This window comes from Nonomuraea sp. CA-141351, from assembly GCF_050944675.1.
In the GTDB taxonomy this organism is placed as follows: Bacteria; Actinomycetota; Actinomycetes; order Streptosporangiales; family Streptosporangiaceae; genus Nonomuraea.
Map to the genome: position 1 here is coordinate 6,431,064 of NZ_CP191982.1, position 15,172 is coordinate 6,446,235.

Sequence of the window (15,172 nt, forward strand, 5' to 3'; positions counted from 1 at the left end):
ACCGTGAGACCGTTTCTCTTCCGGAGGCGCGAGGTCCCCGACGTCACCGCGGAAAGCACGGACGCCGAGCTCATCGCCGCCGTCGCCGCGCGGAGCACCGTCGCCCTGCGCATCCTCCACCAGCGCCACGCTCCCTGGCTGCGCGCCCGGTTGGCCCGCCGCTGCGCCGACGTGGACGCCATCGATGACGCGCTGCAGGAGACGTTCCTGGCCGTGTGGCGCTCGGCGGGCGGCTTCCGCGGCGATAACCCGGCCGGCTGGTTGTGGACGATTGCCATCCGCCGCCTGATCTCTGCCCTGCGCGGCCGCGGCGCGCGCTGGATCGGTTCCGGCATCGAACCAGGCGAAAGCTCGCCGATCGCCTCGGCCGAGGACATGGTGCTGCTCAACGTGGAGCACGGCGACCTCGGCACCGCCCTGACCAGGCTCTCCCCCGAACTGCGCGCCGTCATCGAGGCGACCGTCCTCGACGGCCTCACCACCAAGGAGGCCGCCGGTCTCCTTGGCATCCCGGAAGGCACGGTCAAGACCCGCGCGATGCGGGCCAGGGCCCGGTTGCGCGAGGAGCTGTCATGAGCTGGCACATCCCCGATGACCTCCGCGATCGCTACCTCGAAGGCACGCTCGAACCGGCGCTGGCCATGTCCGTGGACGCGCATCTCGGCCACTGCGCTGACTGCCGGGCGGCAGTGCCGTACGAGAAGGACTGGCTTGAAACGTCCTGGGCGCGCCTGGAAGCCGAGTTGATCACGCCGCGTCCGAGCCTGTCAGAGCGGTTCCTGCGGCACAGCGGGGTGCCTGACCACCTGGCCAGGCTGCTGTCGGCGACGCCGGCGATGACCCGGGCCTGGCTGGCCTCGGTGGTGGCGGTGCTGGCGTTCGCGGTGCTGGCCGCGCGCGCGCAGGCCGAGCTGCTGCCCGCTTTCCTGATCGTCGCGCCGATGCTGCCGCTGGCGGGCATCGCGTTCGCCTACGGGCCCCGCGTCGATTCTGCCCACGAGCTGGTGGCCGCCACTCCGATGTCGGGGCCGCGGTTGCTGTTGACCCGGGCCATGGCGGTGCTGGCGGTGTCGGTCGTGCTGGCCGGGCTCGCCTCGCCGCTGCTGCCCGCGCCGCCCGGGCTGAGCGCCGCCTGGCTACTGCCCGCGCTGGCCGCCGCCTCGGGCTGCCTGGCCCTGTCGAGCCGGCTGCCCGTACCGATGGCCGCCCTCGCCGTGGGCGGGGTGTGGCTGGCCATCATCGGCGCGGGCCGCTTCATCGGCAGTTGGCTGGCCGTCTTCGGCCCCACCCCGCAGATCGGGTACGGCGTGGCCGTCCTCCTGCTGACGTTCCGCTTCTACAAAGTGAGTATGAAATGATTCAGATCAAGGAACTGACCAAAACCTACGGCGCCAAACGGGCGCTCGACGGCCTCGACCTGACGCTCGGCACCGGCGTGACCGGTCTGCTCGGCCCGAACGGCGCCGGCAAGACCACCCTGCTGCGCTGCCTGGCGACCACCCTCGCTCCCGACGGCGGCGCGGTGGACGCCTACGGCCTGGACCCGGCCGACCGCGTGCAGCGGACCGCGCTGCGGCGCAGGCTCGGCTACCTCCCGCAGAACCCCGGCGCCTACCCACATTTCACCGCCTTCGACCTCGTGGATTATGTGGCGATCCTCAAGGAGCTGACCGACCGCCAGCACCGGCACGCCGAGGTGCGCCGGGTGCTGGCCGAAGTAGACCTCATCGATCAGGCCGGGACGAAGGTGCGCAAGCTGTCGGGCGGCATGCGCCAGCGGCTCGCGCTCGCCCAGGCCCTGCTGGGCGAGCCGGACCTGCTCATTCTCGACGAGCCGACCGTGGGCCTCGACCCGGAGCAGCGGATGGTGTTCCGCGCGCTGGTCTCGCGGCTCGGCGAGAGTCGTACCGTCGTGTTGTCCACGCACCAGACCGAGGACGTCGCCGCGTTGTGCGAGCGGGTGGTGGTTCTGCGGGACGGCCGGGCTGTCTTCGACGGCACGCCCGGCGAGCTCGCGGCCGTCGCGGCCGGCCGGGTGTGGCTGTCGGACGAGCCGCCCGCCACGGCGGAGCTGTTCTGGCGGACCGCCGACGGGCGCTACCGGACGCTCGGCGCGCGGCCGCCGGCCGCGGACGCGGTCGCGCCCGGTGTCGAGGACGGCTACCTCATGCTGCTCGGGGAGGCGGCGTGACGCGGCGGCTGTTCCTGTTCGAGACGCGCAGGCTGGTGCGGCACCCGCTTGTGTGGGGCGCGACCGTCCTGGTGCTGGCGCTGCAGACCTTCCTCAGCTGGGACCAGCAGCCCGACCTCACGATGGACCCGATCAACGCCACCGGTCTGAGCACCTGCCTCGGCGCGGTGGTCCTGGTCGTGGCGAGCCTGGCCACCTCACGCGACGGGCGGCACGGCATGCCCGAGAGCCTCGCAGGCCTGCCCGGGCGGGCCGAGCACCGGACGCGGGCCCTGCTGCTGGCCACACCGCTGGTCGCGGGGCTTGCGGCGACGGTGGCCATGGGCGGCTACCTGGTGATCCGGCTGCTGAGCGGCCCGGCCGGGGGGAGGCTGGATTTATGGGAGCCGCTGACGGCGGTGGCCGCCGCAGTCCTCGCCGCGACGCTGGGCGTGGCCGTCGGCCGCTGGGCGCGGTGGCTGATCGCCGGGCCGCTGGTGGTGGCCGTGCTCGGCTTCCTCATCTTCACCAACCCGACGAACGGCCAGGCCCGCTGGCTGCTGCCGGTGATGCAGGTCCACCAGCCGGACTGGCCCGACCGCCCGTCGGCGGTCCACCTGGTGTACGTGCTCGCCGTCGCCGCCGTCTTCAGCGGGATCGCGCTGCTCAGACATCGGGTACGGGCGGCGCCCGCCGCGGCCGTGGTGGTGGCGCTGGCTGTCGCGGTGCCGTCGGGGGCCACCGCGGCGTCCACCCGGCCACCGGCGGTGTTCCCCACGGGCGTGACGCTGACCCTCGGCCACGTGGACTCCCGCGTGCGCGAGCGCTACTTCGGCTCCGGCGCCTACCGCTGCACGGTGCTGCAGGGTCTCACCTACTGTGCCTTTCCGGGATACGAACCGTGGATCCCGCTCTGGGAACAGGCAGTCGAGCCGGTCGTGGCGGCGCTGCCGGCCGCGCTGCGGGCCCGGGCGCCCCAGGTACGGCAGATGAGCCCGACCTGGAGCTTCACCGACGATTCCGGCATGATCCGGCCACTGATGAGCTGGGGACATCCCGACCAGCGCAGGATGCTGGCCGAGGACGTGGCCTTCTGGACGACCGGCTTGTACGACTCGGCCGTCAAGCACTTCAACCTCTCCCGGCGCGCCGCACTCTGCAACGTGCAGGGCCAGGCTCGCACGGTGGTGGCGCACTGGCTCATCGGCCAGGTCTCCCCTCCCGAGGCCCGGCGGGCACTCTACGTCGACCGTGACCGGGGACGCCTGTCCGGCCTGGACTGGGGCCCGGCCGAGATCGGCTATGCCAAGCTGCTGCTGGCCTCCCCCGGCGCCCGCGAGAAGGTCCAGGCCAACTGGGACACGCTCATGAAGCCCACCACCACGATCGACCAGGCCTTGCCTCTGCTCGGGCTGAAACGGACGTTCAACGCACCGATGGGAGCCACGCCATGCTTGTGACGCTGCCCGCCGCGGCCGTGCACGCCCCGCCACCGTCGCGTCGGCGGGTGGCGTTCCTGCTGGTGCGCCCGCTCGCCCGGGCCATCGACTGGGCGCCGCTGGTCGTGGTCACCGTGTTCACCGCCGGGCTGGTGAGCCTGGTGCAGTACGGGGAGGCGCTGCCCGCGGGCAACGCGCTCGTGATCATGCGCATCTGTGGCACGTTGCTCGGCGCGGCGGCAGCCTACGGGCTGGTCGATGCCATGTCCACCGACCTCGGCGCCGCTGCGGTCCCCCGATGGGTGCGGCAGGCGCTGAGGTGCCTGCTGCCCGGTGGCGCCGCGATCGCGATCTGGCTGGCCGCCTTCTCCTACATCCTGACCCGCCTGCCAGAAGACGTCCTGTTCCCGGTCGGCGACCTGCTCATCGAGGTGGGCGTCTGCCTCGGCATCGCGCTGGCCGCCGCGGCGAACGCCGTCCGGTTCGCGCCCGGACGGCAGGCCGCCATGGCCGCCGTGGTCGTCCAGCTGGCGATGGTGCTGGGGACCATCCTGCTGCCGCAGCAGGTCCGGCTCTGGCCACCGACCTGCGGGTTCGGGTACTGGGACCAGGCGCACCTCTTCTGGCTGGCGATGCTGCCCCTGCCGTATCTCTGGCTCATCGTCGCGGGGCGCGACCTGCGGCGCTGACACGCCGCGCTGTCAGGCGGTGGCTTTGGCGGCACGCAATGTGGGCCGATGGGTATCTCGGGTCGTTGGGCTCTTCCTCGGGTGATACGAGCGCTCCGTGCCTGGATGGGCCGCTACGCCACGTTCGTCGCCACCAAACGCGGATGATGGAGACGCTGCGCGCCTGCTTCGCCTCCGGGCGCATCGCAGCCCCCTCACGGGAACGCGTCACCAGCACGATCGCCACGATCCTCGAACAGGGTGTCGCAGCGGGTACGCTCCGCGCGGACGCCGACCCCGAGGACGTCACCACGATGCTCGTCGGCGTGTTCCTCTCCATCACGGCCGGCGCCTCTCAGAAACAGACCGATCGCCTGCTCGACCTCCTCACCGACGCGATCCGCCCGCGAGCGAGCGCCGGTACGGATTCGTGATCAGCGGGGTCGGCAGTGCCGGCAAACGGCCGACGCCGACCGGCACCGCACGCCCAACGAGCCGAGACTCTCGGCGGTTGCCGCGGACGATCAGGGCATCACGGTTGCGAAGCCGGTGGTGACCTTGGACCATCTCCTTACTGACGCGTGCGACGTTCCGGGAGTGCCCTATGGTCATCGAGGATCTCTCCGAGTCGGAACTCGCCCTCTGGGAGGCGTTTCCCGCAGCGCGTTCTGTAGATTTTCCCGGGTCCCCCGTTCGGGCTGCGATCATCGCAAGGCTGCTGCTCGGCGCCCAGGAACGCCTTCCAGGGCAGACGCCCGGGCTGCGCCTGTCCGGAGCCCGGATCACTGGCCGGCTGGATCTGTCGTACGCCGAGGTTCAACACCCTCTGATCTTGACTGAGTGCGATTTCGAGGAAGCGCCGGTATTCACCGGTGCCCGCACCGGCCTGGTCGACCTCGCGGCTTGCCGGTTGCCCGGACTGCAGGCTGGAGACGCCGTGATCGGCGGGGGCCTGGGCCTGGAAGGGTGCCTGATGGAGGGTGCGATTCAGCTCGGTGGAGCGCACGTGTCCGGGACAGTGGATCTCAGCGGTACGGTGATCCACGCAGATCTGGCCCTCCACGCCGACGGCCTGATCGTCGAGCGGGATCTTCGGTGCGCGAACGCCGTCATCGACGGCGAGATAGGCATCGCCGGCGCCAAGATCGGCGGGACGATGATCCTCGATGGCGCGCAGGTCGGACGGTCAGGCGGCTACAGCCTTACCGCGGAGGCGATTGTCATCGACGGCGGGTTGCTGTGTGGTCATGGCTTCCGCTCGTACGGCGAGCTGAGCGTGCAGGATGCCCGGGTGGGACGCAGGTGCGTGTTCAGCGGAGCCCGGCTGTCCAACCCCTCCGGCATCGCCCTCAATGCGGAAAGGCTCACCGTCGAGGGTGGGCTGCTCATTAATGAGGGCTTTACCGCCGAGGGCGAAGTCCAATTGCGGGGAGCCCGCGTGGCCGGTTCGCTCTCATTCGCTCATGCGACCCTCGTCAATCCGGGAGGACGCGCACTGAACGCGCCGCTCATGGAGATCGGCAGCGGGCTGCGAGCCACACCGGGCTTCGTGGCGACCGGAGAGGTCTTCCTGGACTCGACGCAGGTCCGCGGATCGGTCAACGTCGACGGCGGGAGACTGTCCAACCCGGGCGCGACGGCGCTGTCACTGCGGCGGCTGGGGGTCACCGGCAGGCTCAGCTGTAGCGAGGGCTTCAGTGCCGACGGGGAGATCGTGCTCATCGGCGCCAGGGTCGAGGGCAGCTTGGAGTTTCACGGCGCTGTCCTCAGTAATCCCGGGGGGCGGGTTCTGGCCCTGTGGGAGGTGACCGTGGGCGGTGGCGTCGACTGCTGCGAAGGCTTCACGGCGAAGGGAGCCCTCTCGATCAGAAATTCCCGGATCGCCGCCATGCTGTGCTTCGCGGAGACCACCATCGACGGTGACCTTAACCTACGTGGCGTCGAAGCGGCTTCGCTGAAGATCGGGCCTGAGACCGTACTTCTCCGCGCCGTCGACCTTCGCCACACCCGAGTCGGCGTGCTCGATGACGTTCCTGGCCGGTGGCCGGCTCGACTTCTGATGAATGGCTTCACCTACGACAGCCTTGAGGCTCCCCTGCCTGTCCAGGAGCGTCTCGACTGGCTGGCCAAGGAGGCATACCAGCCCCAGCCATATGAGCAGTTGGCCACCGTCTACCGCAGGCATGGTCACGATGAGGCCGCCCGGGACGTGCTGCTGGCCAAACAGCGTCGCCGTCGGACGGGGCAACGGCTCGGGGCGCGGCTTTGGGGGTACCTGCAGGACTGGACGGTTGGGTATGGCTACCGCTCGTTCCGTGCCGCGCTCTGGCTCGCAGCCCTTCTCCTCATAGGCACGGTCGTTTTCACCGTCCACCACCCACCGGCCCTGAAGCCAGGCGAGGCGCCCCCCTTCAACGCCTTCCTCTACACCTTGGACCTGCTCCTCCCGATCATCGGCTTCGGGCAGGAGGCCGCCTTCGGCCCGCGAGGCTTACAGCAGTGGCTCGCCGCCGCGATGATCACTGCGGGGTGGATCCTCGCAACGACCATCCTGGCAGGCCTCACTCGCGCGCTCTCCCGCCAATAGCCCCGGCCAGAAGCCTTCAGCTCGGCACCTGATGGCTCGCGTTCAGGCTCTTGGGTGAGAGCCCGACCAGCGGGGCCCCGGCGGGATCCTTGCCTGCACCGCCGCGCTCGCCGTCGCCTCACCGGGCCCTGGCTCGTTCAAATTCAGGAGCAGGGCCGGCTCGTATCGGCGCCGTAGCGTAGTCCGTCGACGAGGAGCGCGACCATGCGCCGGCTGTAGGCGACTCCCTCGTCGGCCACCGGCAGGCACAGATTGGCGACGGCGTACAGGAGGTCTTTGGGGCTGATGTCGGCACGGATCTCGCCGCTGGTTGTCGCGGCTTCGAGCAGTGACCCGAGGGTCGGTCCGAGTCGCTGCATGAAGTAGCCGGGCAGGGCGTCGAAGGCCGGATCGCCCGAGTGAAGGGCTGTAGCGAGTCCTCGTTTGGTCGCGAGGAACTCGGTGTAGCGGAAGAGCCACATCGCGAGTGCCACTCCTGGCTCGTGCGCCGCGGTCAGCACCGGGGCCGCGTCGGCACAGGCATCCACCTCGCGCTGAAACACGGCCTTGACCAGGTCTGAGCGCTGCGGGAAGTGCCGGTACAGCGTTCCGACTCCGACACCGGCCAGATCGGCGATCTCCTTGGCGGGCGCGTCCACGCCCGACGTGGCGAAAACGGCCTTGGCTGCCTCAAGCAGGGAGTCGATGTTGCGTTGCGCGTCGGCGCGCAGCCGACGCGGCGCGCGTTCGGGTGCGCCCGGACCCGGGGAGCCGGTCGAGTCGGCTCCGGTCGGCGCCGTGTTCTCGGTCACGACACTCCTTCGCTTGCATAACCGGAAAGCCTTTCCGTATAGTTCCGGAAAGACGTTCCGCTTCGGTCCAGGATACGGCATCCACGGACGCCGACCACATCTCGACCGCAACCTCAGGAGAACCGCATGCAGTACCGCACCCTCGGCCGGACCGGCATCAAGGTCAGCCCCTACGCGCTCGGCGCCATGACGTTCGGGGCCGTCGGCAACCCCGACCACGACGACTCAATCAAGATCATCCACAAGGCCCTGGACGCGGGGATCAACTTCGTGGACACCGCCGACGCGTACTCCCACGGCGAGTCAGAAGAGATCGTGGGAAAGGCGCTCAAGGGGCGTCGCGACGACGTCGTCCTTGCGACCAAGCTGCATCTCCCGATGGGAGATGATCCCAATCAGCGAGGCAACTCCCGGCGCTGGATCATGACCGCGGTCGAGAACTCGCTGCGTCGCCTGCAGACCGACCACCTCGACCTCTACCAAATCCACCGGCCGGACCCCGACACCGACATCGAGGAGACGCTTTCGGCGCTCTCGGACCTGATCCACAGCGGTAAAGTCCGAATGATCGGGTCGTCCACGATGCCCGCCTCCGACATCGTCGAAGCCCAGTGGGTGGCTGAGCGGCGCGGCCTGGAACGGTTCCGCACCGAACAACCGACCTACTCGATCCTCAACCGCGGCATCGAAGCCGAGGTGCTGCCCGTCGCCCAGCGCTTCGGGATGGGCACGCTGGTGTGGAGCCCTCTCGCGCAGGGACTGCTCACCGGGCGCATCCGCAAGGGTCAGCAGACCGACCTCCGCCGCGTCGCCTATTTCAAGCACCTCAGTGACGAGCGTCGGCTCGATGCCGTCGAACAGATCATTCCGCTCGCCGAAGAGGCGGGCTTGCCGATGACGCACCTCGCGATGGCGTTCGCGATCGCTCATCCCGGTGTGACCAGCGCGATCATCGGGCCGCGCACCATGGAGCACCTCGACGACCTTCTCGCCGGCCTCGACGTCACGCTCACCGACGAGATCCTCGACCGGATCGACGAGATCGTGCCACCCGGCACCGATGTCGGCACGCTCGACATGGCCTACAAGCCAGCCGCCATCGAGCGCGCACGCCTGCGCCGCCGGCCGCTCGACGAACGCGCCGCCGCCTGACCGCACCCCCGCATCGCCCCCCGCACGAGATCCCAGAACAGAACACGGCCAACTCACCACGAAAGGACTGGTCCCATGACTCACAAGCAGCACCCCCTCGGGACAGGGTTCACCGCCGCCTCGACGGCCGCCGACGTCCTCGCGGGCATCGACCTGGCCGGCACGAACGTCATCGTCACCGGCGGCCACTCCGGGCTCGGCCTGGAGACCACCCGAGAGCTCAGCAACGCCGGCGCATCCGTCACCGTGGGCTCGCGTGACCCGGACCGCGCCGCGCTCGCGCTGGCCGGGATCGAGCGCGTCGAGGTCAGCCGGCTGGACCTCCTCGACCCGGCGTCGATCGACGCCTTCGCCGCCCGTTACCTCGATTCCGGCCGCCCGCTCCACATCCTGATCAACAACGCCGGTCTCCCTGCCCCTGACGAACTGGTTCGAGACGCGCGCGGGTACGAATCGCAGTTCGCGACCAACCATCTCGGCCACTTCCAGCTGACCCTGGGCCTGCTGCCCGCACTGCGCGCCGCCCACGGTGCCCGAGTCGTCAACGTGTCATCCGGTGCCCAGCGACTCTCCGACATCCGCTGGGACGACCCGCACTTCACCACCGGCTACGACCCTCATCTCGCCTACGCCCAGTCCAAGACCGCCAACGTGCTGTTCGCCGTCGAGCTGGACCGGCGATGGGCCGAGGACGGGATCCGCGGCTACGCGGTGCACCCAGGCGTGGTCGTCGGCACGAACCTGAACAGCTCGGCGGGCGAGGACCAGCTGCGGGCCATGGGGCTGATCGACGAGTCCGGCCGGCCGATCATCGACCCCGACCGCGGGAAGAAGACCCCGCAGCAGGGGGCCGCCACCATCGTGTTCGCGGCGACCAGTCCGCTGCTCGCCGGGATCGGCGGCGTCTACCTCAAGGACAACGACGTCTCACCGCTGGACGACGACCCGAAGCCCTTCACCTTCGGCGCCGAGCAGGACATCCCGTCAGACATCGCGCCGCACGCGATCGACCCGCAGTCCGCCCAGCGGCTCTGGGAACTGAGCGAGGAGCTGCTCAAGGCATGACGGACACGCCCCGCCGGCTGCCGCTCTGCCTCCCGCCTCGCACATTTGTATGATCAACGCGGCGTCGGCCGTGCGCCTGGTCCTGACCTGATCGCCCGGATGCTCCGGAGGATGCCATGACCGATGACAGGTTGACGAGGCTGGGATCTGTCCGGACACCGCGGCCCGAGCTGGTCGGGCGGACCGGCGAGCTGGCCAAGATCCAGGAGGCCGTCGCGGATGGACGATCCGGCTGCCCCGCCGCGGCAGATCACCTCCACCCCGCCTGTGTCGCTCTTGCGCGATGCCGGCCGATTGGACAGGTGGGCACGCCGGTGAGGACGTGCCCGGCAGGGCCTGTGGGGACAGTGTTCGGTGCTATTCGATGAAGGCCGTGGCGTGGTCGCGAGCCCACGTGGCGAAGGTGCGGGGAGCGTGACCGGTGAGCTGTTCGACGGTGTCGGTCAGGGGCACGGGGCGGCCGTCATGGGCCTGCCAGTAGTCGAGCAAGGGGTCCGCGTAAGGACCGGGGATGTAATCGGCCATTTCCTGTTTCCATTCCTCGCGGGTGACGTGGTTGACGGTGATCGGCCGGCCGGTGATCTCGGCGAGTTGCTCGATCTGTTCACTGAACGTGAGACTCTCCGGGCCGGTCAGGTGGAGGCGCCGACCCTGGTGGTGTGGGTCGGTGAGCACGGTGAAGGCCACTTCGGCGATGTCCCGTTCGTGGATGGGGTCGGTGTGGGAGCCCGGGTAGGGCAGGCTCACCGGACGACCGGCCTTGATGGGCCAGGCCCAGGCTCCCGCGTTGCCGGCGAAGGAACCGGGGCGCAGGAGCGTGGTGGCGAGCGGTGAGGTGAGCAGTGCGGTCTCGACGTCGAGATGGGACTTGGCCAGCGGATCACCGGCCGCGTCGGGGTTCAGCACGCCGGCGGACGACAGCAGGACGACGTGCTTGACGCCTGCCGTAACGGCGGCGTCGACGAACTCGGCGATGTGCGAGGCCTCGGCGTACAGGAAGACCTCGGTGACGCCGGACAGAGCTGCCGGGAAGGTGGCGGGATCTCTGAGGTTGCAGGTGACGGCTGTGATGCCGTCGGGGACCTGTAGTTCTCCAGGGTTGCTGGAGGCTACGCGTACGGGCTGATCGGCCTGGAGCAGCAGAGCCAGCAGGTGGGCGGCGACCGCGCCGCGGCCGCCGGTGATGAGAATCATGGACAATCTCCCGTGATTGGTACGGATATGGATGCGAGCAGACCGGGCAAAACGCCGCTGGACGGAGCGCTCGGCGTGACGGTCACCGGATAGACCGTCGACACGATGGCGGAGCCGGCCGCGCTGACGACCTGCTGCACCGCATTGAGCGGGCGGCCGGTTGGTGCGTGCCTGATGCCATCCGAACGCGGCCAACGCGGCGACGCCGGCCACCGTGCCAAGGGATCCCATCGCGAGCGTGTAGCTCGCGCCGAGCCAGGAGGCGCCGAGGTCCCGCACGACGGTGGGGGCGGCCACGTTGGTCACCGTGGTGCTCAGCAGGTCGAGCACATCGGCGGCGACCACGAGCAAGGAGACTGCCCATACACGTGGGAAGGAGGTTGTGGACATGGCAAGGCACGCTCTCCGCTGAGAGATCCAGACAGCCTGTACTGAGGCTGTCGTGCCGGCCGGATGTCCCGACGCGCTCGTGAACGAGCGCTGCACCTTACGATCAAGAAAGTACCACGAACTTCACGTAACCCGAAAACCCGGCCCCTGCGCCCAGTCGAGACTGCCGCGCAACTCCAGCAGGAGCCTGCACGCGAGAGAAGCCGCCCGCGCGCATCGTCTTGGAGTACTGGTCGATCGTGGCGGAATGCATGCGGATCAACGACGTGCCGGCACGCCGCACCGGCTTGGGGCAGTCCCCCACGACCATCTCCGGGAGCGCCTCGAACCGTCGCGTCACCATGGCCTTGACGATGCACCTCCCGCCGGACCGTCCGCTCGCGGCGTCACGGTCACGGACATCGTTGCGTGAATTGATCTTGAGAATGGAGAAGACGCCTGCCTTGGCGCAGTGCGGTGCGGCGGTCGATCCGCTGGTGGCCGGACGTCGAGGACGACGCGATCTCTTGTAGTGGCCGCCTGCTGAGCTCGCGACGAACCGCCGGACCTCAGGAGACCAGCGGGACCCCCTCGAGGATCTGCTGGAGGTGCATGACCTGCCGTGGGATGAACTCCGCGATCGTGAGCCCGACGACATCCACGCAGGCGTCGACGTCGGCGATGATGCGTCGCACCTCGTTGCCGGTGAGCCCGCCGGGCACCATGCCGAGCCCCAGGCCGATCTCGTTGCTGTCGATGGAGTCGACGTCGAAGTGAATGGCGACGCGCGAGCAGCCGGTGGCAGCCAGCCAGCCGAGGACGGGCCGGGTCGAGTCGCGGAGCTCGTCGGGGCCGAAGGACGGGATGCCCCAAGCGGCGACGTTGGGGAAGTCGTCGTCGGTCCACTCGTGCAGTCCCACCAGGGCGACCCGGTCCGCGGAGACGGTCGCCGGAAGCAGTTTCCGCACATCCGGGTCGCCGTGGCCGGTGAGCGTGGCGACGGCCATCGCGTGGTAGCCGTGGTACTCGCTTCGCGGGGTGCCGATGTCGGGGTGGGAGTCGATCCAGATGATCGCCAGGTCGTCGCCGTAGCGCCGGGCGAGCTCGGAGAACGGGGCCACGCTGACCGAGCACTCGCCACCGAGGGTCGTGATCCGCGCCGGGTCGTGGCTTCGGATCACTTCCAGGGCAGTCGCGAGCTGTTCCAGGACGGCGTTCTTGGCCTCGACGCCGTCGCGTACCTCCAAGCCGTTGTCGGACATCGTGACCGGGACCGTCGCGGTGGGACCGTCGTGCGGCGGCAGGACCGCCTCCAGGACCGCCGCGCCCACGGCGTGGCCGCGACGGGCGACGTCGAACGGCAACTCGGGCACAAGCGTCCTCACCATCGCCGCACCGGCACCCTGCCACTGAGGCCAGATGAGGCGCAGGCTGACGCCATCGCGGGCAAAGGCACCCGCCGGGGACGAGTCGAGACGAGTCACGAGAGGATCCTTCCACGGGTGATCCCAGATTCCGGCGATGCGCCGCGGACTGTGCTGTCCGGGGCGGTCCAGCTGGCGAGCAGCCCGAGGGCCTGCGCCGAGGCGGTTCCGGGTTCGGCGGTGTAGAGGCACATGATCTGGTCCGGATCGGCGGGGAAGGTCAGCGTCTCCCGGTACAACGTGAGCTCGCCCACCAAAGGGGGGTGGAAAACGCTGAACGCCGTGAGCGCACTGATCCACCCGATGGCTGGACCACCAGCTGTTGACTCCGGCACCTTGACGCACAGCTCGCCGATCAGCTCGCTCAGCCGGGAGTCGTCGGGCCGACGTCCGGCCGCCAGCCGCAGGTCCGCGGCCACGACTTCTCCGACCTCGTCCCAGTCGGTATACAGCTCGCGGGCCCCAGGGTCGAGCAGGATGTAACGGACGAGGTTGCGGTCACGGTGCGGCAGCGCGTCGAAGCCCGCGATCAGCGCACTGGCCAGGTGGTTGGCCGCCGGCACGTCCCGCCGATCGTTGAGGATCAGAGCTGGTGAGACGCCGTTGAGAACGTCCAGCATGCGCCGGCACCGCGCCCGCCTCCGCCGGAGAAGCACGGAACACGCCCACCATGCCTTCGCCGTCTCCATCCTCGGGCTGGGGCGTCTTCGCCCAGGGCCCAGTACGCAGCCGGGCGAACGCAGCACAGCCCGACCGGGCTACCGGGCGGGTGCCTCCGCGAGCGAGAGGCTGTTGCCGTCAGGGTCGAGGACTTCCACGTGACGCACACCGTTGCCGTAGGTCTCCACGGGCTCGTGCTCGATGCCGTGCACGGCGAGCCGGGCCAACATGTCGTCGAGGTCTGTTACGCCGAACGTGATCATGGTGCCGCCCACCCGTGCGGCCCGCATGTGCCGGTCGTCGATGACGACCCACGCGCTCTCACCAACCCGCCACAGGTACTCCTCGCCAATGATCTCGTCCGCCGGCCGCCCGAAGAACACCTCGAACCACTTCTGCGATGTCGCCCGGTCACGCACGCACACGACGCTGTACAAGTCCACCGGAGCCGCTCCTTCCAGTCGTTTCGAGAGTGAGACCGCTCCCGCGATGGAAACTCATCGGCGACCGGCCAGGCCATCCCGGCCGACTCGACCGCCCCGATGGTGGGTGAGCCCTGGGGCGGCCGTTTTGCGGAGCTGTCGAAGGGCGGAAAAGACGACGAATCACCGCCCGCCGCGACGGGACAGAGCATGACGGGCACCGCTCCCCCGCCCGCTGAGACCCCCGCCGGTCAACCCGCCAGCGCGGCCGCCGTCACGTCGGCCACCGCGGCGCCGAGCTCGGTACGGCGTGCGCCGAGAGAACCGGCGGCCGCCACTGTGGCGACACAGATGGGATGGCTGCACGCCGCACCCGACGGTTGGCAGGTCCACGGCCGTGACGGGCGGCTCGTCACCATCCTCCAGACCAACGGCGTATTGATCGCTATCGCCGTGCCGTGCCGTGCCGTGCCAGTGGAGTTTCTGAGCCGAGGAGCAGGCCCGCGGTGTACGGGAGCTTCGTCGAGGAGCCAATGCGGGCGGTTACGGACTCATCGTGATCGTGATGATGTGGTCTGGTGCTGCGTCCAGGAGGATCAGGACTCCTGCTATCCCGACGATCCAGCGCAGTGTTGTACGGGATCCAGAGGAGAGCTTGTTCTGCCACCGTTCGAACCGTTCACGCATCCGTTCGCCCAGGGTGGCCCATGCGACAGAGAGCAGGATGCCGGGGATCACCATGATGGTCACGTAAACGCCGAGTAGTGGTGACCATTGGACGGCGGGCAGGCCGGCCGAGGTCATGAGGCCGATCGCGCCGAAGTACGGCACGGCCGGTGGCGGACTCGAACAGCCAGGTCCCCAGCCCCAGCAGCAGCATCGAGCGCATGGTGAAGGACCGGGCCCGGATGGATGCGCGTTCGGGGTTCTTGTCGGGGATGAAGAAGCTCCCCACCAGGAGCGCTACGCCGAGGACGGCCTGTCCCCAGACCCACACGGTGTCATCTATATGTGGCACGACGGCGCCCAGGCCGAGCATGAGCAGTACGCCTAAGGCGAAGTACGCGATCGCGACCGATCCGAGGTACGCGCCGAGCAGCGCGCCCACGCGGTGCGGCCTGGACAGCAGCAGATAGAGCGTTATCCCGATCACGGCGGGGCGCCACCCTACGCGGACACGAGCCGGCCCGCGAACCGGGCCAGGCGACGCTCCCGCACCCCGATCCCCAGG

The 15,172-nt window shown here is 69.4% G+C and carries 15 protein-coding genes and 1 pseudogene; 9 read left to right on the top strand and 7 right to left on the bottom strand.

Annotated elements, in window-relative coordinates; all coding sequences use genetic code 11:
* Positions 1 to 3 precede the first annotated feature (3 nt).
* The 7 genes from ACQPWU_RS30480 to ACQPWU_RS30510 all read left to right on the top strand — a co-directional run bounded on the left by ACQPWU_RS30480 (position 4) and on the right by ACQPWU_RS30510 (position 6,864).
* Complete coding sequence (locus ACQPWU_RS30480; RefSeq protein WP_433427531.1) at positions 4 to 576, top strand: RNA polymerase sigma factor; 573 nt, start codon at positions 4 to 6, stop codon at positions 574 to 576.
* On the top strand, positions 573 to 1,358 hold the full coding sequence (locus ACQPWU_RS30485) for a zf-HC2 domain-containing protein (protein WP_433427534.1): 786 nt from the start codon (positions 573 to 575) through the stop codon (positions 1,356 to 1,358). Before ACQPWU_RS30480 ends, ACQPWU_RS30485 begins: the two co-directional genes overlap by 4 nt.
* Complete coding sequence (locus ACQPWU_RS30490; RefSeq protein ID WP_433427537.1) at positions 1,355 to 2,191, top strand: ABC transporter ATP-binding protein; 837 nt, start codon at positions 1,355 to 1,357, stop codon at positions 2,189 to 2,191. The genes ACQPWU_RS30485 and ACQPWU_RS30490 overlap by 4 nt, the downstream gene beginning before the upstream one ends.
* A complete protein-coding gene (locus tag ACQPWU_RS30495; protein WP_433427540.1) occupies positions 2,188 to 3,630 on the top strand; it encodes a hypothetical protein in 1,443 nt (480 codons plus the stop codon). The genes ACQPWU_RS30490 and ACQPWU_RS30495 overlap by 4 nt, the downstream gene beginning before the upstream one ends.
* Entirely contained in the window at positions 3,621 to 4,298 is a 678-nt protein-coding gene (locus ACQPWU_RS30500; protein WP_433427542.1) for a hypothetical protein, read from the top strand. Before ACQPWU_RS30495 ends, ACQPWU_RS30500 begins: the two co-directional genes overlap by 10 nt.
* Before the next feature lie 143 nt (positions 4,299 to 4,441).
* The gene (locus tag ACQPWU_RS30505) at positions 4,442 to 4,711 is read left to right on the top strand and encodes a TetR family transcriptional regulator C-terminal domain-containing protein (RefSeq protein WP_433427544.1); all 270 of its coding nucleotides are present in this window, start codon (positions 4,442 to 4,444) and stop codon (positions 4,709 to 4,711) included.
* Between the two features lie 170 nt (positions 4,712 to 4,881).
* Entirely contained in the window at positions 4,882 to 6,864 is a 1,983-nt protein-coding gene (locus ACQPWU_RS30510) for a hypothetical protein (RefSeq protein ID WP_433427545.1), read from the top strand.
* A 143-nt stretch (positions 6,865 to 7,007) separates the two neighbouring features.
* Here the strand turns inward: ACQPWU_RS30510 and ACQPWU_RS30515 are convergent, their stop codons facing one another.
* Complete coding sequence (locus ACQPWU_RS30515) at positions 7,008 to 7,655, bottom strand: TetR/AcrR family transcriptional regulator (RefSeq protein WP_433427547.1); 648 nt, start codon at positions 7,653 to 7,655, stop codon at positions 7,008 to 7,010.
* A 186-nt stretch (positions 7,656 to 7,841) separates the two neighbouring features.
* Here ACQPWU_RS30515 and ACQPWU_RS30520 point away from each other — a divergent pair, with 186 nt between their 5' ends.
* On the top strand, positions 7,842 to 8,807 hold the full coding sequence (locus tag ACQPWU_RS30520; RefSeq protein WP_433427550.1) for an aldo/keto reductase: 966 nt from the start codon (positions 7,842 to 7,844) through the stop codon (positions 8,805 to 8,807).
* A 75-nt stretch (positions 8,808 to 8,882) separates the two neighbouring features.
* Positions 8,883 to 9,872: an SDR family NAD(P)-dependent oxidoreductase gene (locus tag ACQPWU_RS30525; RefSeq protein WP_433427552.1), complete on the top strand. Its 990-nt coding sequence runs from the start codon at positions 8,883 to 8,885 to the stop codon at positions 9,870 to 9,872.
* 357 nt (positions 9,873 to 10,229) lie between these two features.
* Here the strand turns inward: ACQPWU_RS30525 and ACQPWU_RS30530 are convergent, their stop codons facing one another.
* The 6 genes and pseudogenes from ACQPWU_RS30530 to ACQPWU_RS30555 all read right to left on the bottom strand — a co-directional run.
* A complete protein-coding gene (locus ACQPWU_RS30530) occupies positions 10,230 to 11,456 on the bottom strand; it encodes an NAD(P)H-binding protein (RefSeq protein WP_433427555.1) in 1,227 nt (408 codons plus the stop codon).
* Between the two features lie 103 nt (positions 11,457 to 11,559).
* Complete coding sequence (locus tag ACQPWU_RS30535) at positions 11,560 to 11,799, bottom strand: hypothetical protein (protein ID WP_433427558.1); 240 nt, start codon at positions 11,797 to 11,799, stop codon at positions 11,560 to 11,562.
* Positions 11,800 to 12,004: 205 nt separating this feature from the next.
* Complete coding sequence (locus tag ACQPWU_RS30540) at positions 12,005 to 12,823, bottom strand: arginase family protein (RefSeq protein WP_433427560.1); 819 nt, start codon at positions 12,821 to 12,823, stop codon at positions 12,005 to 12,007.
* A gap of 92 nt (positions 12,824 to 12,915) precedes the next feature.
* Positions 12,916 to 13,548, bottom strand: a complete 633-nt coding sequence (locus tag ACQPWU_RS30545; protein ID WP_433427562.1) for a hypothetical protein — start codon at positions 13,546 to 13,548, stop codon at positions 12,916 to 12,918.
* Positions 13,549 to 13,617: 69 nt separating this feature from the next.
* Positions 13,618 to 13,962 (bottom strand): VOC family protein, encoded by a 345-nt coding sequence (locus tag ACQPWU_RS30550; protein WP_433427565.1) that lies wholly within the window; start codon positions 13,960 to 13,962, stop codon positions 13,618 to 13,620.
* A 522-nt stretch (positions 13,963 to 14,484) separates the two neighbouring features.
* Positions 14,485 to 14,796 (bottom strand): annotated as a pseudogene (locus tag ACQPWU_RS30555) (GAP family protein); the annotation flags it as partial.
* Positions 14,797 to 15,172: the final 376 nt, after the last annotated feature.